Source organism: Quadrisphaera sp. KR29, from assembly GCF_052644995.1.
Map to the genome: position 1 here is coordinate 133,353 of NZ_JBQXXG010000007.1, position 21,166 is coordinate 154,518.

14 protein-coding genes and 1 pseudogene are annotated in these 21,166 nt (G+C 75.4%); 5 read left to right on the forward strand and 10 right to left on the reverse strand.

Annotation, left to right across the window (positions count from 1 at the left end; genetic code table 11):
- Positions 1–4: 4 nt before the first annotated feature.
- On the reverse strand, positions 5–1,438 hold the full coding sequence (locus ACUN9U_RS08665) for an amino acid permease (protein ID WP_445484536.1): 1,434 nt from the start codon (positions 1,436–1,438) through the stop codon (positions 5–7).
- A complete protein-coding gene (locus tag ACUN9U_RS08670) occupies positions 1,435–2,949 on the reverse strand; it encodes an amino acid permease (protein ID WP_445484537.1) in 1,515 nt (504 codons plus the stop codon). Before ACUN9U_RS08670 ends, ACUN9U_RS08665 begins: the two co-directional genes overlap by 4 nt.
- 173 nt (positions 2,950–3,122) lie before the next feature.
- Between ACUN9U_RS08670 and ACUN9U_RS08675 the strand changes: the two genes are divergently transcribed.
- The gene (locus ACUN9U_RS08675; protein WP_445484538.1) at positions 3,123–4,034 is read left to right on the forward strand and encodes a hypothetical protein; all 912 of its coding nucleotides are present in this window, start codon (positions 3,123–3,125) and stop codon (positions 4,032–4,034) included.
- A gap of 3 nt (positions 4,035–4,037) precedes the next feature.
- Here the strand turns inward: ACUN9U_RS08675 and ACUN9U_RS08680 are convergent, their stop codons facing one another.
- From ACUN9U_RS08680 to ACUN9U_RS08695, 4 genes are all read right to left on the reverse strand, one after another.
- Positions 4,038–5,147 (reverse strand): hypothetical protein, encoded by a 1,110-nt coding sequence (locus ACUN9U_RS08680; protein WP_445484539.1) that lies wholly within the window; start codon positions 5,145–5,147, stop codon positions 4,038–4,040.
- A gap of 19 nt (positions 5,148–5,166) precedes the next feature.
- Complete coding sequence (gene dxs / locus ACUN9U_RS08685; protein ID WP_445484540.1) at positions 5,167–7,131, reverse strand: 1-deoxy-D-xylulose-5-phosphate synthase; 1,965 nt, start codon at positions 7,129–7,131, stop codon at positions 5,167–5,169.
- Positions 7,132–7,286: 155 nt separating this feature from the next.
- On the reverse strand, positions 7,287–7,655 hold the full coding sequence (locus tag ACUN9U_RS08690) for a hypothetical protein (RefSeq protein WP_445484541.1): 369 nt from the start codon (positions 7,653–7,655) through the stop codon (positions 7,287–7,289).
- 284 nt (positions 7,656–7,939) lie between these two features.
- Positions 7,940–10,177, reverse strand: coding sequence for an amylo-alpha-1,6-glucosidase (locus ACUN9U_RS08695; RefSeq protein WP_445484542.1), 2,238 nt, complete (start codon positions 10,175–10,177; stop codon positions 7,940–7,942).
- Positions 10,178–10,334: 157 nt separating this feature from the next.
- On the opposite strand from ACUN9U_RS08695, the gene ACUN9U_RS08700 reads away from it, so the two are divergent.
- From ACUN9U_RS08700 to ACUN9U_RS08715, 4 genes are all read left to right on the forward strand, one after another.
- Positions 10,335–11,390, forward strand: coding sequence for a LacI family DNA-binding transcriptional regulator (locus tag ACUN9U_RS08700; RefSeq protein WP_445484543.1), 1,056 nt, complete (start codon positions 10,335–10,337; stop codon positions 11,388–11,390).
- Between the two features lie 93 nt (positions 11,391–11,483).
- On the forward strand, positions 11,484–12,782 hold the full coding sequence (locus ACUN9U_RS08705; RefSeq protein WP_445484544.1) for a sugar ABC transporter substrate-binding protein: 1,299 nt from the start codon (positions 11,484–11,486) through the stop codon (positions 12,780–12,782).
- A gap of 3 nt (positions 12,783–12,785) precedes the next feature.
- Positions 12,786–13,850, forward strand: coding sequence for a carbohydrate ABC transporter permease (locus ACUN9U_RS08710; RefSeq protein WP_445484545.1), 1,065 nt, complete (start codon positions 12,786–12,788; stop codon positions 13,848–13,850).
- A complete protein-coding gene (locus tag ACUN9U_RS08715; protein ID WP_445484546.1) occupies positions 13,850–14,749 on the forward strand; it encodes a carbohydrate ABC transporter permease in 900 nt (299 codons plus the stop codon). The genes ACUN9U_RS08710 and ACUN9U_RS08715 overlap by 1 nt, the downstream gene beginning before the upstream one ends.
- A gap of 446 nt (positions 14,750–15,195) precedes the next feature.
- On the opposite strand, the pseudogene ACUN9U_RS08720 reads toward ACUN9U_RS08715, so the two are convergent.
- The 4 genes and pseudogenes from ACUN9U_RS08720 to ACUN9U_RS08735 form a co-directional block, all read right to left on the reverse strand.
- Positions 15,196–17,976, reverse strand: a pseudogene (locus ACUN9U_RS08720) (aconitate hydratase); the annotation flags it as partial.
- Positions 17,977–18,126: 150 nt separating this feature from the next.
- The gene (locus ACUN9U_RS08725) at positions 18,127–18,945 is read right to left on the reverse strand and encodes an ABC transporter ATP-binding protein (protein WP_445484547.1); all 819 of its coding nucleotides are present in this window, start codon (positions 18,943–18,945) and stop codon (positions 18,127–18,129) included.
- Complete coding sequence (locus tag ACUN9U_RS08730; RefSeq protein ID WP_445484548.1) at positions 18,942–20,081, reverse strand: FecCD family ABC transporter permease; 1,140 nt, start codon at positions 20,079–20,081, stop codon at positions 18,942–18,944. The genes ACUN9U_RS08725 and ACUN9U_RS08730 overlap by 4 nt, the downstream gene beginning before the upstream one ends.
- Positions 20,078–21,103 (reverse strand): FecCD family ABC transporter permease, encoded by a 1,026-nt coding sequence (locus ACUN9U_RS08735; RefSeq protein ID WP_445484549.1) that lies wholly within the window; start codon positions 21,101–21,103, stop codon positions 20,078–20,080. Before ACUN9U_RS08735 ends, ACUN9U_RS08730 begins: the two co-directional genes overlap by 4 nt.
- Positions 21,104–21,166: the final 63 nt, after the last annotated feature.

The following is a 21,166-nucleotide window of genomic DNA, read 5'->3' on the forward strand; positions in this document are numbered from 1 at the left end:
GCCGTCATGATGCCGCCGACCTCTGACGCTCCCTGGCCGCCCGGCGCCGGCCCGCCGTCGCGGCGAACAGCAGCAGGAAGACCGCCCAGCTGCCGAGGCTGAGGAACAGCTGCGTGCGGGTGTCCGCGTCGAACGCCATCGCCAGCAGGATCGCCAGGATCGCGACGATCGCGACGATCGTGAGCACCGGGTACAGCCACATCCTCACGCCGAGCCGCTCGGGGTCGGTGCGGCGCCGCAGCACCAGCTGGCTCACGGCGATGAGCAGGTAGACGAAGAGGATCACCGCGCCGGAGGAGTTCAGCAGGAACAGGAAGACGCCCTCGGGATCGATGGCAGCGGCCACGACGCACAGGAAGCCGACCACGGTGGAGGTGAGGATGGCCGCGCGCGGCACCCCGCTGGGGCCGAGGCGGACGAGGGCCTGCGGCGCCTCGTGCCGGTCGGCGAGCACGAACAGCATCCGGGAGGCCGTGTACAGCCCGGAGTTCAGGCAGCTCAGGACAGCCGTGAGCACCACGAGGTTCATCACCAGCGGGGCGTAGGGGATGCCCATCTCGCCCAGGGCCGCCGCGTACGGCGAGACGCGCAGCTCCTCGGAGTCCCACGGCACGATGCAGACCAGCAGGAAGACCGAGCCGACGAAGAAGATCGCCACGCGGACCACCACGCTGCGGGTGGCCCGGGCCACGGCCTTGACCGGGTCCTTCGACTCCGCGGCGGCGATGGTCGCGATCTCGGCGCCGACCATGGAGAAGACCACGACGACGATGGAGCTGAAGACCGCCCCGACCCCGTTGGGGAAGAAGCCGGTGCTGCCCTGCGCCCCGGTGGTGAGGCCGGAGAGGTCCATCGAGGCACCGGGCCAGACGCCCAGCACGAAGAGCCCGCCGAGCACGAGGAACAGCACGATCGCCGCCACCTTGATACCGGCGAACCAGTACTCGAACTCCCCGAAGGACCTCACCGAGACGAGGTTGGTGACGGTCATGAGCACCATGAGCACGAGCGAGACGAGCCACAGCGGCACGCCGACGTACTCCTGGATGATGCGCGCCCCCGCGACGGCCTCGAAGCCGACCACGATGACCCAGAAGTACCAGTACAGCCACGCCGTGGAGAAGCCCGCCCAGTCTCCCAGGGCGGAGCGGGCGTAGTCGCTGAAGGAGCCCGTGCCGGGGTTGGCCGTGGCCATCTCCCCCAGCATCCGCATCACGAGGATGACCAGCACGCCGGTCAGGGCGTAGGTGAGGAAGGCACCGGGACCGGTGGTGCGGATGACCTCCCCGGACCCCACGAACAGCCCGGCACCGATGACGCCGCCGATGGCGATCATCGTGAGGTGGCGCTGGCTGAGCCCCTTCTGCAGACCCGGTGCGCCCGGGCCTCCCGGTCCTCCCGGTCCTCCTGCGGCGTGGTCGTCGGTGCGCGTGCTCATCTCGGCCTCTCCTCGTCGCTCCTGCTGGTGCCTGTCCGCTCGGGGTGGAGCGCGAGGACGCTGTGGCGGCGCGCGTAGAGGAAGTACACGACGTAGCCGAGCACCATCCACAGGACGAAGCGCAGCCACGTCTCCAGCGTGAGGTTGAGCATGAGGTAGAGGCAGGCGAGCACGGACAGCGTCGCGACGACGCCCACCGCGGGCACGCGGAAGGAGCGCTGCAGGTCCGGACGGGTGCGCCGGAGCACCACCACGCCCACCGAGACCAGGATGAAGGCGAACAGGGTGCCGATGTTGACCAGCAGGCTGAGCTCCGACAGCGGCACCAGCGCCGCCAGCAGGGCGATGACCGTGCCGGTGATGAGCGTGATGCGCACCGGGGTGCCGGTGCGCGGGTCGGTGCGGGCCAGCGAGCGCGGCAGCAGGCCGTCGCGCGCCATGGCGAAGGCCACCCGGGTCTGCCCGATGAAGAGGATCATCGTCACCGCGACCAGGCCCAGGCACGCGCCGACGGCCACCACGGAGCCCATCCAGCCGACGCCGATGGCGGTGAAGGCGGTGGCCAGCGGGGCGGCGTCCTCGGGGTCGATGTCGGAGTAGGGCCGCACCCCGGTGATGACCAGCGAGACCGCCACGTAGAGCACGGTGACGACCGCCAGGGAGCCCAGGATGCCCACGGGCACGTCGCGCTGCGGGCGGCGCGCCTCCTCGGCGGTGGTGGCGACCACGTCGAAGCCGATGAACGCGAAGAAGACCAGCGCCGCGGCGGCCACGACGCCGCCGGCCCCGTAGACCGACGGCTCCAGTCCGAACAGCGTCTGCACGAGCGGAGCGGTGAGCGCGCCGTCCTCCCCACCCGCCGAGCCCTGCGAGGGCGGCACGAACGGCGACCAGTTCGCGGTGGAGACGTAGAAGGCGCCGACCACGACGACGAGCAGCACCACGGCCACCTTGATGGCGGTCAGCACCTGGTTGAGGCGGCTGGACAGGCGGATGCCGGTGGCGATGACGGCGGTCAGGGCCGCGACCAGCAGCGCCGCGGGGAGGTTGACCACGCCGTCCTCCACACCGCTGACCGCGGCGGGCAGCGTGATGCCCACCTGGCCGAGGACCACCTGCAGGTAGGCCGAGAAGGACGTCGAGACCGCGGCAGCGCCCACCACGAACTCCAGCACGAGGTCCCAGCCGATGGTCCAGGCCACCAGCTCTCCCAGCGTGGCGAAGGAGAAGGTGTACGCGCTGCCCGCCACCGGGACGGTGCTGGCGAACTCCGCGTAGCAGACGGCGGCCAGGGCGCAGGCCACGGCGGCGATGACGAACGACAGCGCCACCGCCGGGCCGGCGCTGGCGGCCGCGGCCTGGCCGGTCAGCACGAAGATGCCGGCCCCGACGCTCACGCCCACGCCGAACACGACGAGGTCCAGGGCCCCCAGGCCCTTCTTGAGCGCGTGCTCGGGCTCCTCGGTGTCGGCGATGGACGCCTCGACGGACTTGGTGCGCCACAGACTCACGGCGCGCGATCCTCGTCCCCTCCGGGGCGGCCTGCCAGCCGATCACGGCTCGGCGCGCTGCGTGACGGCCCTCCCCCGGCGGCGCGGACCACGACGGCGGGCCCTCGCCCGCGCGGAGGACGCCCCGCCGCCTCGGCGAGGCCGGCCTCGCCGGCGGTGGCTACGGTCGGCAGGTGCACCACGACCCCGCCCGCCCCTCCCCCGAAGCGGCGACGGGACCGGCCACCGGCGAGGTGGGGCTGCGGTTGCGCCAGGCGCTGCTGGAGGTGTGCGTCCTGGACGACGTCGACCTCGTGCCGGCGCCCGACGGGCTGTCCGTGCCCGGCCCGGGCGGGCCGCGCCGCCTCACCGCGCGGGCGGCGGCCGCCGTCCTCGGGGACCGGGCCACCGACGACCCCGAGACCCGCCCCCGCCTGCGCAGCTGGCTGCGCGCGCACGCCGCCGTCTCGCCCGAGGCGCTGACCGGCGGCCTGCGCCCGCTCGCGCTGGGGCGAGGGTCGGCGCTGCACCCCGGGCCGGCCTGGGTGCGGGCCGAGGTGCCCGGCGGCGCGCTCGAGGTCGGGCTGGGCCTGGTCTCCGCCGTCCCCGGCGAGGTGGACCCCGTGCCGCTGTGGCCGGACCTGCTGGACCGCCTCGACGCCGAGGCCGAGGCGGCCGGGCGGCCCGCGCTGGACCTCGACGCCGCCTGGGAGGGGGCCGCGGCCCACCTGGAGGCGGCCGGTCGCGCGGCGGCCCACCGCGCCGAGCGCGAGCTGCGCAGCCGGGTGGCCGAGCTCGAGGCGCGCACGGACCCCGACCGCGGCCCGGCGCACGCGGTGACGGTGGTGGAGCCCACCGACGGGTGCGACGCGCTGACGCTGCTGGCGGCGGCCCCGCTGCGCCGCTGGCTGGCCGAGGCCGACGGCAGCGGGCTGCGGGTGGTGGCGGTGCCCTCGCGGATGCGCGGCTGGACCGACCTGGCGCGCATCGACGCCGACTTCGTGGCCGCCGCCTGGGGCGCCACCGACCCCGACCGCCGCGGACTGCCCCGCCCGGTGCTCGTCACCCGCGACGAGGTGGCGCTGGCGCCGCGCTGGGTGCGCTGAGGCTCACGGCCCGCCGGGGGGCGCCCCGCCGGCCGCCTCAGGACGGCGGCGGCGCCGGGACAGGAGGACCCCGCCGAGCAGCACGAGCAGGCCGATGGCCGCGAGCGCGGGGGCGAAGAGCACCGTGTCGCCGAAGACGTCGAAGGCGAAGTAGGACAGCGCGCCCACCAGGTACAGCCCGCCCAGGGCCAGGTGCACGCGGCGGTCCAGCACCACGCCGGCAGCGATGGCCAGGGCTCCCAGCGCCAGGTAGGCCAGCGCCGTCGGCGTCCCGCCGCCCTCGAGCAGGAGAACGGCCAGGCCGGCGGCCAGCAGCGCGCCCAGGTGGGGCCAGAACGCCTCGCGCCGGCGCCGGCGCCGGTCGAGGGCCACGCCGGCGGCGGTGAGGCCGGCGGCGAGCAGCCAGGCGGCCACCTGCCGCCCGAGGTCGCTGCCGGAGCTGCTGGAGACCGCGTCACCGAGGTCGAGCACCAGGGAGCCCAGCGCCGCCACCAGCGGCGCCAGCAGGAAGCTGGTGCGGTGGCGCCACCAGGCGGCCGCGGCGGCCACCAGGGCGGAGACCTCCATGAGCATCCACGCCGAGCCGCCCCAGTCGTCGAAGGCGTCGTAGTCGGCGTAGGGCGGCAGGCCCAGCGCGCCGGTGGCCGCGTGCGCGCCGTAGACGACCAGCGGCACGGTGCACACGGCCACCGCGGCCACCAGCCCGGCGGCCGTCGTCCCACCGCTGCCGCGGTCCCCGCGGGCGCGGGCGCGACGGCGCAGCAGCTCGGCCAGCAGCACGAAGACCACGAAGTAGCCGCTGACGATGGCCAGGCCCGCGCCCGGGCCGTACTGCGCCCAGCCGGAGCCGGCGAAGACCGACATGGCCAGCAGGGCGATCACGCCGCCGGTGTAGACGGCGACCTCCGCGGCGGTCGTGCGGCGCCCGGGCGCCCCGGCGCCGGTGGCAGCGTCGGCGCGCACCGCGGTCGCGGGCAGGGCCGGTGAGGCCGCCAGCTCCTCCCACAGCGCCGCCGCGGCGGCGGGCACCCCGGCCCGCTCCGCGGCGCGCTGCACGTCGGCGCGCGTCACCAGGCGCCGCTCGGGGGCCGCACCGCCGTCCTGCTCGTCCACCCGTGCAGGGTGGCGCAGCTCAGCTGCGGTCGGCCACCGGCGCGCCGGGGCCGACCGGACCGGCGCTCCCGGCGGCGGCCTCGGGCAGCCCGGCCACCCGCTCGGCCACGCCGCGGGCGATGTCCTGGGCGGTCAGGCCGGCGGCCGCGAGCACCTGGGCGCGGCTGCCGTGCTCCCAGAAGCGCACCGGAACGCCCACCACGCTGGTGGGGACGTCCAGGCCGGCGTCGGCCAGGGCGAGGGCGGTGCACGAGCCGACGCCGCCGGTGCGCACGCCGTCCTCGACGGTCAGCACCAGGCGGTGGCTGCGGGCGAGGTCGACGACCTGCTCGGGCACGGGCAACACCCAGCGGGGGTCGACCACGGTGGCGCTGATGCCGTGGGCGGCCAGGCGCTCGGCCACCTCCAGCGCCAGCGGCGCGAAGGCGCCGACGGCCACGACGAGCACGTCGCGGGGGCCCTGCTCGGCGGTGGGGCCGGTGCGGGCGAGCACGTCGACCCCGTGGGGCCCGCCCAGGCGCTCCAGGGCCGGCACGCTCTCCGGCGCGGCGCCCTTGGAGAAGCGCAGCACCGTGGGGGCGTCGTCGACGTCGAGGGCCTCGGCCAGCTCCTCGCGCAGCGTGCCGGCGTCCCGCGGGGCGGCCAGGCGCAGCCCGGGCACCGGCGCGAGCAGGTTCATGTCCCACACGCCGTGGTGGCTGGGACCGTCGTCGCCGGTGATGCCGGCCCTGTCGAGCACGAAGGTCACGCCCGCCCGGTGCAGGGCGACGTCGAGGAGCACCTGGTCGAAGGCGCGGTTGAGGAACGTGGAGTACACGGCGACCACCGGGTGCAGGCCGGTGAAGGCCAGGCCCGCGGCGGCCGTGGTGGCGTGCTGCTCGGCGATGCCGACGTCGATGACGCGGTCGGGGTGCTCGGCGGCGAAGCGGTGCAGGCCGACGGGGATGAGCATGGCCGCGGTGAGGCCGACGACGTCGGGGCGCCGGCGCCCGACCTCGACCATCTCCTCGGCGAAGACCTTGGTCCACGTCGGGCCGGCCCCCGTGGGCGCCAGGGACTGCCCGGTGTCGGGGTCGATGACGCCGACGGCGTGGAACCTGTCGGCCTCGTCGGTCTCGGCGGCGGAGAAGCCGTTGCCCTTGCGGGTCATGGCGTGGACGATCACCGGGCCGCCGAAGGCCTTGGCCCGCCCGAGGGCGTGCTCGAGCGCCTCGACGTCGTGCCCGTCCACGGGGCCGATGTACTTCAGGCCCAGGTCCTCGAACAGGCCCTGGGGGGCCACGAAGTCCTTGAGGCCCTTCTTCATGCCGTGCAGGGTGTCGTAGGCCATCCGGCCCGGGGCCCCGCCGCGGGCGAGGGTGTTCTTGCCCCACTCCAGGAAGCGCTCGTAGCCGCGGGTGGTGCGCAGCGTGGCGAGGTGGTGGGCCATCCCGCCGATGGTCGGCGCGTAGGAGCGGCCGTTGTCGTTGACGACGACGACGAGGCGCCTGTCGACGTCGGCGGCGATGTTGTTCAGCGCCTCCCACGCCATGCCGCCCGTCAGCGCGCCGTCGCCGATGACGGCGACGACGTGGCGGTCGCCCTGGCCCTGCAGGGCGTAGCCCTGCGCGATGCCGTGCGCCCAGCTCAGCGAGGTGGAGGCGTGGGAGTTCTCCACGACGTCGTGCACGGACTCGGTGCGGCTCGGGTAGCCCGCCAGCCCGCCGCGCTTGCGCAGGCCGGAGAAGTCCTGCCGGCCGGTGAGCAGCTTGTGGACGTAGGCCTGGTGCCCGGTGTCGAAGACCACGGTGTCGCGCGGGGACTCGAAGGTGCGGTGGACGGCGAGCGTCAGCTCGACCACCCCGAGGTTGGGGCCGAGGTGGCCGCCCGTGCGGCTGACCTCGCGCACGAGGAAGGTGCGCAGCTCGTCGGCGAGCTCGCGCACCTGCCCGACGGACAGGCGGCGCAGGTCGCGCGGACTCGTGATCTGCGGCAGCAGGCCCACCGGCTGCCCTCCCCTCGTGGTGCTCCGCCGCGCGGGGTGCGGGCGGTGCGAGAGCCGAGTCTAGGCAGCGGACCTGATCGCACCCGCCGGGCGCGACGGCTCCCGGGCACGACCTGCGCACCCGGTGCACCCCTGTGGGCGACGTCACCGCGTCCTCACAGCCGCGGCGGCCGGCGCACCCCGCGCAGCGCCTCGGCCACCAGCGCCACGCCTCGCGAGGCCGCGGCGAGGCGGGCCTGCTCGGAGTCGAGGGCGTCCAGGGCCCGCTCGACGACCTCGACCCCCACCGCCCCCGCGAGGTCGGTGCGCAGGGTGGCCACGGCGCGGCGCTGCCCCTGCGCCTGGGCGGCGACGTGGTGGCCCGCCAGCACCGCCAGGACGAGGGGGTGGCGCACCAGCACGTCGTGGGCGCGGTAGTCGGGCGGGCACAGGTCGAGCAGCCAGGCGCTGGCGGTGCGGGTGAAGCCCTCGGTGTCGGGCGGGTGGACCTCGCGGGGCCAGCCGGGGGGCACGTGCGCGCTCACGGGTGCATCACGGGCGCCAGTGGAGCACCCGCCGCTGACACCCGCCCCCGCCTCCCCCGACGATCGACGACCTCCGCGCCACCACACCTCGGGGGCGAGGTCGCCGGGTGGGGAGCGCGACGTCCGCTGGGCGGCCTGGCGTCCAGATCCAGCCCTGGAAGCGGACGCCAGCCCGCCCACCGGACGCCAGCCTGCCCACCCTGGCGGCTCGGCCTCCGGGAGTGACGCTCACGCCCATGGCCGTCGCCGCGGAGGACGCTCACGCGGTGACCGTCACAGGGCGGTCACGCCGTGACGGTCAGCCCCTCGGACCCCTCGCCGGACACGCTGACCTGGGCGCCGTCCACGGCCACGCGGAGCGGTGCGCCCGCCACGCGCAGCCCGCTGGCCGCCAGCGGCCCGAAGGGTGCCCCCGGCACCGGTGCCACGGACAGGTGCCCGGCCGGCACGTCGGGCCGCACGCCCAGCAGCGCCGCGAGGACGGCCACCGCCGAGGCCGCCGACCACGCCTGCGGACGGCACGAGGCCGGGTACGGCACCGGGGCCGGGACGCCGCCGGGACCGGTGCGCGCCTCACCGCCGTGCAACTCGGGCACCCGGTAGCCGAAGGCCTCGGCGGCGTCCAGCAGCCCGGCGGAGAGCACCGCCACGGCCTCGGCGTGCCCGTCGCGCGCTGCCCCGGTGATCGCGATGGCGGTGTCGTGGGTCCACACCGACCCGCCGTGGTAGCTCAGCGGGGAGTAGCCGGCCATGAGCGAGCTCATCGTCCGAAGACCGCGGCCCTCGGCCAAGTCCGGCATGACGAGGCGGCGCGCCACCAGCGCGGACTCCGCCGGCGACAGCAGCCCGGTCCCCAGCAGGTGGCCGGGGTTGGAGGTCACCGAGTCCACCGGCGCCCCGGAGGCGTCCAGGGCGATGGCCACGTGGCGCCCCAGCTCGCCCTCCACCCAGAAGCGCTCGCGGAAGCGCACCGCGAGGTCAGCGGCCCACGCCCGCCACCGCTCGCCGCCGTCGCGGCCGAAGGCGTCCAGCAGGTCGGCTGCGCCGATCGCCGCCTCGTGGGCGTAGCCCTGCACCTCGCACAGCGCGATCGGCCCGGTGGCCAGGCGCCCGTCGGCCCACTGGACGGCGTCGCCGGAGTCCTTCCAGCCCTGGTTGGCCAGGCCCGCGCCGGCTCCCGCGCCGGCGTAGCGCAGGAAGCCGTCGCCGTGCTCGGCCGCGCGCGCCATCCACTCCAGCGCCCGCTCCAGGTGCGGCAGCACCGGCTCGACGTCGGCCGCGGGCAGGCCCCAGCGCCACGCGTCGTGCAGCAGGCACACCCACAGCGCGGTGGCGTCGACGGTGCCGTAGTAGACCGGCGGCAGGAAGGCGGTGCCCCCCGCCTGCTCGGCCTCGCTGGCGGCGCGCCGGACCTCGTGGAGGATCTTCCCGGGCTCCTCGCCGGTCTCGGCGTCGTCCCGCACGCCCTGGCGCGCAGCGAGCACGCGCAGCGTGGAGGCGGCCAGGTCGGTGCCCAGCGGCAGCAGCATCCGCGCCGCCCACAGCGAGTCGCGCCCGAACAGCGTGAAGTACCAGGGGGCGCCGGCGGCGAGGAAGACGTCGTCGCCCGCGGCTCCCGCGGCGCCGCCCGTGGTGCGCATGCGCAGCGCCTCGAGGTCGTCCAGGGAGCGGGCCACCCAGCGCGCGAGGCGCTGGTCGCCGCTGGTCACGGCCAGCTGGTCGGCCCAGCCGGCGCGGGGCGCCGCGCCGACGACGGCGCTCTCGTCGCGGGCGTCCACCCGCCACGAGGCGGACCACCGCTGACCCGGCGGCAGCTCCACGCGCCAGGTCAGCCGGGCGACCACCCCGCGGACGGCGACCTGAGCGCCGGGGGCGCTCACGCGCGCGCTCACGGCGTCGCGCTCCCAGACCACGCTGCCGTCGACGTCCTGGTCGGGAGCGACAGCGGGCGCGCTGCGCCCGCCCTTGACCACGTCCATGGCCACGAGGTCGGCGGCGAGGTCGACGGTGATGTCCGTGCTCACCGGGGTGCGCGCGGAGCTGACGAGGACCAGCTCCTCCACGAGGCCGCCGGGGCTGACCCGCCGGTGCTGCTCGAGGCGGACGGTGGGGTCGGGGGCGTCGTCGCCGAGCCCGCGCGCGACGGAGACCACCAGCTGCCCGTCGGCGCCGTCGGGCGCAGTGAGCACGGGCGCGGGCGCCGCTCCGCCCACGGCGGTCACCAGGGTGGAGAGCACCCTGACGTCTCCGCACCACAGGCCCTGGGCGCCGTCGCTGAGGGCGTCCAGGTCCGCGCCGGCAGGGGCGGCGGCGCCCGCGGCGCCGTCCGCGGTGCTGCCCGCGGTGCCTCTGGGGCCGCACCACAGCTGCACCGGCGGGGCCAGGGCGGCGACGAGGTCGTGCAGCCACGGCTGGAGCAGGCGGCCGCCGGCCGCCGCGGGAGCCGCGGCGGCGTCGGAGGAGCCCTCGGGAGCGGCCGGCGCGTGCTGCGCCTCGAGCAGGGGGGAGTGGCCGGAGCTCACCGTCGGACTCCTTCGCGTCGGCGGGAGGGGGATCTTCGAGTTGACATCCCCGGGGGTCGACATGACAGTACCCACGACCGGTTTGAACGATCAAACGGGACGGCGACGGCGCCGCCGCAGCGGTGCGGGTGCCTCCCGAGCGACCCAGGAGGTGGCCGTGACCAGCGCAGACGACCGCGCGACCCTGGTCAGCGTCGCGCGCGCCGCAGGCGTCTCGCGGCAGACGGTGAGCAACGCGCTGCACGCCCCCGGGAAGGTGGCGCCCGAGACGCTGGAGCGCGTCCTGGCCGCCGTCGCCGAGCTGGGCTACCGACCCTCGCTGGCGGCCCGGCAGCTGCGCACCAACCGCTCCCGGACGCTCGGGCTGCGCCTGGAGCACTGGGGGGGCGGCATCAGCGGGTCGGTGCTCGACAGGTTCCTGCACGCCCTGGTCGACGAGGCCCAGGGCCGCGGCTACCGGGTGGTGCTGTTCACCGCCGACGACGACTCCGGCGAGGTGGCCCGCTACGGCGAGCTGCTCTCCAGCGGCCAGGTCGACGGCTTCGTGCTCACGAGCACCCACCACGGCGACGCCCGCACGGCCTGGCTGCTCGAGCGCAGCGTGCCCTTCGCGACCTTCGGCCGCCCGTGGCCCTCGCCCGGCGCGGAGCAGGAGGTCTCCCGCGACCACTGCTGGGTGGACGTCGACGGCGCCGCGGGCACCCGGGCCGCCACCGAGCACCTCATCGCCGCCGGCCACGAGGCCCCCGCCTACCTCGGGTGGCCCGACGGCTCCGGCACCGGCGAGGACCGCCGCCTCGGGTGGGCGCAGGCGCTCGCCCGCGCGGGCGTCGACCCCGCCGCCGCCGTCGAGCTCAAGGTGCCCGACTCCACCGCCGCCGCTGTCGAGGCCGTCACCGCGGCGCTCTCCGGTGACGGCGGTGCGGTCGGCGCCGGTGGCGCTCCCACGGCGGTGGTGTGCGCGAGCGACTCCCTCGCCCTCGGTGCCCGGGGCGCCGCCGCCCGGCTCGGGCGGCCCCTGGAGGTCATCGGCTTCGACGACACCCCCGTCGCCGACGCGATCGGCGTCTCCAGCGTGGCCCAGCCCCTCGGGGAGGCCGCCACCCTCGCCGTCGACCTGCTCCTGGCCCAGGTGGAGGCCGGACCCGACGGCCCGCCTCCCCCGCGCCAGCACCTGCTGGCGCCGCGTCTGGTGCTGCGCGGCGCCCCCTGACCCTCCCCGTCCCCGACCGGGCGCACCTGACAGCCCCGACCGCCCCGACCGACCTCCCCGACCGACGCCGAAGAAGACGACGAAGGAGAACCCATGTCCGACACCACGCCCACCAGCCCCTCCCGCCCGCAGCGCGGGGGTCGGACCGGCAGGCGGTCGCTGGCCGGCGCCGCGGTGCTCGCCGCCGGCGTCCTCGTGCTGTCCGCCTGCGGCGGCAGCGGCTTCGACGACACCGGCTCGCAGGGCGCCTCCGGCGGCGAGAGCGGCGGCCAGCTGCAGGTGCTCATCGGCTCCTCCGGCCAGGCGGAGACCACCGCCGTCACCGACGCCGTGGCCGCCTGGAGCGAGGAGTCCGGCACGCCGGCCCGGGTCAGCGCCGCCTCCGACCTCGCCCAGGAGCTCAGCCAGGGCTTCGCCGCGCAGACCCCGCCGGACGTCTTCTACGTCTCCGCCGACCTGTTCAACTCCTACGCCGCCAGCGGCGCGCTGGAGCCCTACGGCGACCAGCTCTCCGGCGCCGACGACTTCTACCCCGTGCTCTCGGAGGCCTTCACCCGCGACGGGCAGCTCTACTGCGCCCCGAAGGACTTCTCCACCCTGGCCCTGGTCATCAACACCCAGCTGTGGCAGCAGGCGGGCCTGACGGACGCTGACGTCCCCACCACGTGGGACCAGCTCAGGACCGTCGCGCAGCGGCTCACCGCCAACGGGGTGGTGGGTCTGTCCACCTCGGCGGAGTACTCCCGGCTCGGCGCCTTCATGGCGGAGGCCGGCGGCGGCCTGGTCACCGACGGCCAGGCCACCGCAGACAGCGCCCAGAACGTCGAGGCGCTGCAGTACGTCCAGTCGCTCATGGCCGACGGGTCCTACAGGTTCGCCGCCGACCTCGGCGCGGGCTGGGGCGGCGAGGCCTTCGGCACGGGCAAGGCCGCCATGACCATCGAGGGCAACTGGCTCGTGGGCTCGATGGCGAGCGACTACCCGGACGTGCAGTACCAGGTGGTCGAGCTGCCCGCCGGCCCCGCCGGCAAGGGCACGCTGACCTTCACCAACTGCTGGGGCATCGCGGCCGACTCCCAGAACAAGGAGGCGGCGGTGGAGCTCGTCGAGGACCTCACGTCCTCCGACCAGCAGCTGGCCTTCGCCAAGGCGTTCGGCGTGATGCCCTCGCTGCAGAGCGCCGCGCAGCCGTTCTCCGAGGAGTTCCCGGCGCAGGCCGCCTTCCTCGCCGGCGCCGACTACGCCACCGCGGTGCCGAACGCCGAGGGCGTCTCCGACGTCATCACCGACCTGAACTCCCAGCTCGAGGGCCTGGCCGGCGGGGACCCGCAGGCCATCCTGCAGCGCACGCAGGCCAACCTCGAGGCCGCCCTGCAGAGCGCGGGGAGCTGACCCGTGGCCGCTCTCACCGCTCAGAGCGCGGCCACCACCCCCACCCCTCCGCGGCGGCGCTCCGGCCTGGCGCGCCGCCGCGAGGCCGGGGCCGGGTGGCTGTTCACCGCCCCCGCGCTGGCGCTCGTGCTCCTGTTCATCGCCCTGCCCGTGCTCATGGCGCTGTGGGTGTCGCTCACCGACTGGCGCGGGCGCGGCAGCCCCTTCGCGGCCGGCGTCCCCGTCGTCGGCCTGCAGAACTACACCGACCTGCTGGCCGGCGGCGGCCTGCCCACGCAGGACCTCGGCACGGCGCTGCGCAACAACCTCTGGTACGTGCTGCTCGTCGTCCCGACGCAGACCGTGGTGGCGCTCCTGCTGGCCACGGCCGTCAACAACAGGCTGCTGCGGGGCCGCGGGTTCTTCCGCACCGCCTTCTACTTCCCGTCGGTGACGAGCTCGGTGGCCATCACCGTGGTGTTCCTCTTCCTCTTCGGGGCGTCCGGCGCGGTCAACCAGGTGCTCGCCTGGCTGGGGGTCAACGGGCCCAACTGGTTCGCCGACCCCTCCGGCGTGCTGCACCTGCTGCTCGGCGCGGTGGGCGTCGACGCCGCACCGGGGGTCCTGGCCGACCACGGCCTGCTCGGCGTCTCGTGGTGGGAGTGGCTCGCCGGTCCGAGCGTGGCGATGACGGCGCTGATCATCCTGGCGATCTTCACGACGTCCGGGACGTTCATGCTGCTGTTCCTCGCGGCGCTGCAGAACATCGCTGGCGAGGTCTCCGAGGCGGCGACCATGGACGGCGCCAACGCCTGGCAGCGCTTCGCCTACGTCACCGTCCCGATGCTGCGCCCGACCCTCTTCACCGTGCTGACGCTCGGCCTGGTGGGCACGTGGCAGGTGTTCGACCAGATCTACACCGGCACGCAGGGCGGCCCGGCCAAGACGACCATCACGCCGGCCTACCTCAGCTACACGTCGTCGTTCGTCAACCAGCAGTGGGGGCAGGGCGCGGCCATCGCGTTCATCCTCTTCGCGATCATCGTCGCGCTGTCGCTGGTGCAGCGCGCCGTGCTCAAGGAGCGGTGATGGGGACGACGACGACGGCCGCGCGCCCGGCGGCGCCCGCGCCCGCCCCGCAGCCGGCACGGCGCTCCGGGCGGCGGTTCCGGTGGTCGGCGACGACGTCGTACACCGTGCTGGCGGTGCTCGCGCTGGTGTACGTGCTGCCGTTCTTCGTGCAGCTGGCCAACAGCTTCAAGACCGATGCTGAGGCGACGGCCGCCCCGCTCGACCTGCTGCCGGTGCCGCCGACGTTCAGCGCCTACGGCCAGCTGTTCACCGGGCTGCCGTTCGGGCTGGCGGCCACCAACAGCGTCATCGTCGCGCTGTCGGTGACGGCGGGGCGCGTCTTCTTCAGCTCCCTGGCCGGCTACGCGCTGGCCCGCCTGCGGTTCCGCGGGTCGTCGGTGGTCATGGCGCTGTTCATCGCCGTGATCGCGGTGCCCGGCGTCGTGCTGCTCATTCCCAAGTTCCTCGTGCTGAACCAGCTGGGGATCTACAACTCCTACGCCGGCCTCATCATCCCGCTCATGGCCGACGCCGCCGGCGTCTTCATCATGCGGAACTTCTTCACGTCGATCCCGGCCAGCGTGGAGGAGGCCGCCAAGCTGGACGGCGCGGGCGCGTTCCGCACGTTCTGGTCGGTGGTGCTGCCGATGGCCCGCCCCGCGGTCATCACCATCACCATCCTCAGCTTCCAGGCGTCCTGGAACGAGCTGAGCCACTTCATCGTGGCGACCAACTCCCCCGACCTCATCACGCTCACCAAGCTGGTGGCGCAGCTGGCCTCCGGCGGTCAGGGGCAGTCGAACCAGTACCCGCTGAAGCTGGCGGCGGCGCTGCTCATGACCATCCCGGTGGCCGTGCTCTTCTTCGTCTTCCAGAAGCGGATCATGGCCAGCGCGGAGGGAGCCGTGAAGGAGTAGCCCTGCGGCTCCTCCACGGCAGCGAGGGGCCCGCCCGGCACCACGCCGGACGAACCCCTCGTCGTCGTCCTCCCCCACTCCCGCCACGATCACGCGCCTGAGCGCCAGCACCGCAGATGCCAGACGGTCGCTGTGGCGCTCAGGCGCATGATCGTCGAGGAAGAGCGGGCTGACGCCGGCGCAGTGCCAGGTCCCCGCGCAACGTCAGGCCCAGGAGGCCGGATCCCGCCTCGGGGGCCTGACACTGCGCCTCGTCCTGACACTGCAGAGCACCGGCGACGGCGCGGGGGCAGCGGCAGACGGAGACAGACGCCGAGAGGCCGGCGCCGCTCCCCCGAGAGGGAGCCGCGCCGGCCTCGTCGTCGGGCCGGACCCGCGGGTCAGGCGCTCAGCAGGCTCCGCAGCACGTACTGCAGGATGCCGCCGTTGCGGTAGTAGTCGGCCTCGCCGGGGGTGTCGATGCGCAGGCGCGCGTCGAACTCGGTGACCGTGCCGTCCTCCTTGGTCGCCGTGACCTTCAGCGTGCGCGGCGTCGTCCCGGAGTTGAGCTCCGTGACGCCGGCGATGTCGAAGACCTCCGTGCCGTCCAGGCCCAGGGAGTCGGCCGACTCCCCCTCGGGGAACTGCAGCGGCAGCACGCCCATCCCGATGAGGTTGGAGCGGTGGATCCGCTCGAAGCTCTCGGTGATGACGGCCTTGACGCCCAGCAGCGTGGTGCCCTTGGCGGCCCAGTCGCGCGAGGAGCCCGAGCCGTACTCCTTGCCGCCGAGCACGACCAGCGGGGTACCGGCGGCGGCGTAGTGCTGCGCGGCGTCGTAGATGGTCTCCTGCGGGCCGCCCTCGACGGTGAAGTCGCGGGTGAAGCCGCCGGCGACGTCGTCGAGGAGCTGGTTGCGCAGGCGGATGTTCGCGAACGTGCCGCGGATCATCACCTCGTGGTTGCCGCGGCGGGAGCCGTAGGAGTTGAAGTCCTTGCGCTCCACGCCGTGCTCGGCGAGGTAGCGGCCCGCGGGGCTGTCGGCCTTGATGGAGCCGGCCGGGCTGATGTGGTCGGTGGTGACCGAGTCACCCAGCTTGGCCAGCACCCGCGCGCCGGAGATGTCCGAGACCGGCGACGGCTGGGCCTGCATGCCCTCGAAGTACGGGGGCTTGCGCACGTAGGTCGACTCCGCGTCCCAGCTGAAGACGTCGCCGTCGGGCGTGGGCAGCGACTGCCAGCGCTCGTCGCCGGCGAAGACGTCGGCGTAGTCCTTGGCGAACATCTCCTGGGTGATGGAGGTGCCCACCACCTCGGCGACCTCGGCCGCCGACGGCCAGATGTCCGCCAGGAAGACCGGCTGGCCGTCCGACCCGGTGCCGATCGGGTCGGTCTGGGGGTCCCAGTCCATGGTGCCGGCCAGCGCGTAGGCGATGACCAGCGGCGGGGACGCCAGGTAGTTCAGCTGGACGTCGGGGTTGATGCGGCCCTCGAAGTTGCGGTTGCCGGACAGCACCGCGGCGACGGCGAGGCCACCCTCCTGCACGCCGGCGGAGATCTCCTCCGGCAGCGGGCCGGAGTTGCCGATGCAGGTGGTGCAGCCGTAGCCCACCAGGTGGTAGCCGAGCTTCTCGAGGTAGGGCACCAGGCCGGCGCGCTCGTAGTAGTCGGTGACGACCTTGGAGCCCGGCGCCATGGAGGTCTTCACCCAGGGGCGGACCGACAGGCCCTTCTCCACGGCGTTGCGGGCCAGCAGGCCCGCGCCGACCATGACGAAGGGGTTGGACGTGTTGGTGCACGAGGTGATCGCGGCGATCACCACGTGGCCGTGGTCGAGGTCGAAGCTCGAGCCGCCGCCCACGCTGACGGGCACCTTCTTGGAGGGGCGGCCGTCCGCGGCGGGCAGGTCGCCGACCGAGACCGGGGCGTCGTCGCCGTCGTGGCCGTCGGCGGTGGCCGTCGCGGTCGGGGCGTCCGAGGCCGGGAAGGTCTCCTGCAGCGCCTCGTCCTGGCTGCTGCCGGCGGTGGCGTCGACCGGGTCGGGGTCGGTGGCCTCGCCGACGTAGGTCGGCAGCACCTTGCGGAAGGCCGCCTTGGACGCGGACAGCTCGATGCGGTCCTGCGGGCGCTTGGGACCGGCGATGGAGGGCACCACGGTGGACAGGTCCAGCTCGAGCTTCTCGGAGAAGCGCGGCTCGGCGGCCGGGTCGTGCCAGAGGCCCTGCTCCTTGCAGTACGCCTCGACGAGGGCGACCTGCTCCTCCGACCGGCCGGTGAGGCGCAGGTAGTCGAGGGTGGTGTCGTCCACGGGGAAGATCGCGCAGGTGGAGCCGAACTCCGGGCTCATGTTGCCGATCGTGGCGCGGTTGGCCAGCGGCACGGCGCCGACGCCCTCGCCGTAGAACTCCACGAACTTGCCCACCACGCCGTGCTTGCGCAGCTGCTCGGTGATGGTCAGGACGACGTCGGTGGCGGTGGCGCCGGCGGGGATCTCGCCGGTGAGCTTGAAGCCGACCACGCGCGGGATGAGCATCGAGACCGGCTGGCCGAGCATCGCGGCCTCGGCCTCGATGCCGCCGACGCCCCAGCCGAGCACGCCCAGGCCGTTGACCATGGTGGTGTGGGAGTCGGTGCCCACGCAGGTGTCGGGGTACACGACCCCGCCGCGGTCGTAGACCACGCGCGCCAGGTGCTCGATGTTGACCTGGTGGACGATGCCGGTGCCCGGCGGGACGACCTTGAAGTCGTCGAAGGCGCCCTGGCCCCAGCGCAGGAACTGGTAGCGCTCGCCGTTGCGCTCGTACTCGATCTCGACGTTGCGCTCGAAGGCGTCCTGGCGGCCGAAGACGTCGACGATGACGGAGTGGTCGATGACCAGCTCGGCCGGGGCCAGCGGGTTGACCTTGGCCGGGTCCCCGCCGAGCTCGGCGACGGCCTCGCGCATGGTGGCGAGGTCGACGATGCAGGGCACGCCGGTGAAGTCCTGCATCACCACGCGCGCCGGGGTGAACTGGATCTCCGTGTCCGGCTCGGCGCTGGGGTCCCACCCGGCGAGCGCGCGCACGTGCTCGGCGGTGGTGTTGGCGCCGTCCTCGGTGCGCAGGAGGTTCTCCAGCAGCACCTTGAGGCTGAAGGGGAGGTCGGAGGCGCCCTCCACCGCGGACAGGCGGTAGAGCTCGTAGCTCTTCGAGCCGACCTGCAGCTCGCCCCTCGCCCCGAAGCTGTCCACGCTCGATGCTGACGCGCCCATGCCGTCCTCCCGCTCGACCCGATCTCCGGTGACCGCAGACCATCCTCGCCCACGCCCGGTGATCGGTCGTCATCGGGCAGCGGCCCCTGAACTGCTTTGAGCTCAAGATACCTCGTCGGGTCAACGGCCCGGGCCGCTCGCGGGGGGGCGTCAGCGCCGGCGGCGGGCCTCCCGCCCGCGCGGCACGACCATCGGCGTCCCGGTCACCGGGTCGGGGACGACGACGCACGCCAGCCCGTAGACCTGCTCCACCAGCGCGGCGGTGAGCACCTGCGCCGGGGGGCCCGAGGCCACCACGGCGCCGGCGGCCATCACCACCAGGTGGGTGGCGTAGCGCGCCGCGTGGTTGAGGTCGTGCAGGACGGCGACCACGGTGGTGCCCGCCTCGTGCAGGTCGGCGAAGAGGTCGAGCAGCTCCACCTGGTGGGCGACGTCCAGGAAGGTGGTCGGCTCGTCGAGCAGCAGCAGCGGCGTGGACTGCGCCAGCGCCACCGCGACCCACACCCGCTGGCGCTGCCCTCCGGAGAGCTCCTCGACCAGCCGGTCGCGCAGCTCCTCGACCCCCGTGGCCACCATCGCCTCGGCCACGGCCACCTCGTCGGCCGCCGTCCACTGCCGCACCAGCCCCTGGTGCGGGTAGCGCCCGCGCGCGACGAGGTCGCCCACGGTGATGCCCTCGGGCGCGCTGGCGGACTGGGGCAGGAGCCCGACCCGGCGAGCGGCCTCCTTGGGCCGGTAGGAGGCCAGCGCCCGGCCGTCCAGCACCACGGTGCCGCCCTGGGGGCGCAGCAGCCGGGAGAAGGCGCGCAGCAGCGTCGACTTCCCGCACGCGTTGGGGCCGACCACCACCGTGAACGACCCGTCCGGGACCGCCAGGGAGAGGTCGGAGGCCACCAGGCGGCCCTCGTAGCCCAGGCGCAGGTGCTCCGCGCGCAGCCGCTGCGCGCCCGGCTCCTGCGGCCCGCTCACGCGGACCTGCCGCGGGCGAGCAGCAGCACGAGCAGGTAGACCCCGCCGCCGACCACCGTCACCACGCCCACCGGCACCCCGGACAGGAGCCGCTGCGCCACCTGGTCGGCCGACAGCAGCAGCAGCGCTCCCACCAGCGCGGACCCGACCAGCGGCAGGCCCGCCCCGCGCAGCGCCAGGCGCGCCACCTGCGGCGCCGCCAGCGCCACGAAGGCGATGGGGCCGGTGCTGGCGGTGACCACCGAGACGAGGGCGACGCCGACGACGACCAGGGCCAGCCGGGCCCGCTCCACCGGCACGCCGCGGGCGCTGGCGGAGTCGTCGCCCAGCTCCAGCTGGCGCAGCGGCGCGGCGAGCAGCGCCAGGGCAGGCACGAGCACGGCCAGGGCCACCAGGGCCCAGCGCAGGTCGGGCCAGCCCACCAGCGACAGCGACCCGGCACCCCACACGGCGCCCGCCATGGCCACCTCGGTCTGGGCGCGCAGCAGCAGGAAGGTGTTGGCCGCGTGCAGCACCGCGGTGGCGGAGATGCCGACGACGACGAGCCGGTACCCCTGCACCGTCCCGCGCACCCGCGCCAGGGCGTAGACCGCGGCGGCCGTGAGCATCCCGCCCACCAGGGCCCCGGCGGTGGTGGAGACCCCTCCGCCGGTGGCCCCGGTGGCCGAGCCCGTGGTGGCCGAGAACGCCGCGCCCGCCCCGCCGCTGAGCACGGTCAGGGACACCAGGGCGCCGGTGTAGGCGCCGGTGGAGAAGCCGATGACGTCCGGGGAGCCGAGCGGGTTGCGCGTCAGCGACTGGAACACCGCGCCGGAGGCGCCCAGGGCGGCGCCGAAGGCCACGGCGGCCAGCACGCGCGGCAGGCGCCACTCCAGGACGATGGTCCGCTCGAAGCCCGCGCCCGGGTCCAGCGCCGCCGTGACCACCTGCGGCGGGGACAGCGGGTAGTCGCCGGTGCCGAGGGCCACCAGCGCCAGCGCAGCGCAGGCGGCGGCGAGCGCCAGGCCCACCAGCAGCGGACGGCGGTGCACCCGGGTGCCCACCACCGGCAGGCGGCCGCTGCGCAGCCCCGCCGGGCGCCGCGCGCGCCCGGGCCGCCCGGGCGCGCCGCGCGAGGGGGTGCTGGTGGCGCTCACGGGGCGGGCACCCGCTGGCGCCGCACGAGCAGGACGAGCACGGGCGCGCCCAGGGCGGCGGTCACCACACCGGCGGGCAGCTCCCCCGGGCGCAGCACCACCCTGCCGACCACGTCGGCGAGCAGCAGCAGCACGGGCGCGGCCAGGGCGCAGCACGCCACCAGCCAGCGCTGGTCGGGGCCCACGGCCCAGCGGACCAGGTGCGGGACCACGAGGCCGACGAAGGCGATCGGCCCGGCCGCCGCGGTCGCACCGCCGGCGAGCATCGCGACGGCGCCGACGGCGGCGGCGCGCACGAGCCAGACCCGGGCGCCCAGGGCGGCCGCCAGGTCGTCGCCGAGGGCCACGGCGTTCAGGGCGGGCGTGAGGGCCAGGGCCACCACCAGCCCGGCGGCCAGCAGCGGCCAGACCGCGGCGAGCCCCGCCCAGCCGCGGTCGGCGAGGTCGCCGCTCTCCCAGACCACCAGCGCGGAGAAGGTCTGCGGGTCGGACAGGCGCAGCGCCGAGGTCAGGCCGGCCAGGACGGCGCCCAGGGCCAGCCCGGCGAGCAGCAGCTGCACCGGGGAGCCTCGGCCGCGGCTGCCGGACCCGCCGACGACCTGCACGAGCACGGAGGCGAGCAGGGCGCCGAGCAGCGCGGCCCACACCCCGCCGCCGGTGGCGGAGGCGCCCAGCACCCCCACCGCCACCGCGGCGGCGAAGGAGGCGCCCGCGGTGACGCCGAGGATGCCCGGGTCGGCCAGGGGGTTGCGCGTGACGGCCTGCACCAGCGCCCCGGCCACCCCCAGAGCGGCCCCGGCCGCCAGGCCCAGCGCCGTGCGCGGGAGCCGCTGGTCGACGACGACGCCGGCGTCCGTGCCCGCCGCCGGGCCCCCGGCGTGGCGCACCGCCCCTGACAGCGCGTCGAGCACGGTGGCCAGCGGCACCTGGCGCGAGCCCACGGCCAGGCTCAGCCACACCGCCACGAGCAGGCCGGCGGCCAGGACGAGCAGCGCCGCGCGGCGCCGGCCTGCCCTGCTCATGCCACCCTCACAGCCGTGAGGTTAGCCTGGCCTCACTCCGAAGATCGCGTCGGCGCCCGCGCG

Excerpts from the sequence above, each read along its gene's own strand:
- ACUN9U_RS08665 (WP_445484536.1), bottom strand. The coding sequence starts at position 1,438 with ATGAGCACGCGCACCGACGACCACGCCGCAGGAGGACCGGGAGGACCG.
- ACUN9U_RS08705 (WP_445484544.1), top strand. The coding sequence starts at position 11,484 with ATGTCCGACACCACGCCCACCAGCCCCTCCCGCCCGCAGCGCGGGGGT.
- ACUN9U_RS08715 (WP_445484546.1), top strand. The coding sequence starts at position 13,850 with ATGGGGACGACGACGACGGCCGCGCGCCCGGCGGCGCCCGCGCCCGCC.
- ACUN9U_RS08735 (WP_445484549.1), bottom strand. The coding sequence starts at position 21,103 with ATGAGCAGGGCAGGCCGGCGCCGCGCGGCGCTGCTCGTCCTGGCCGCC.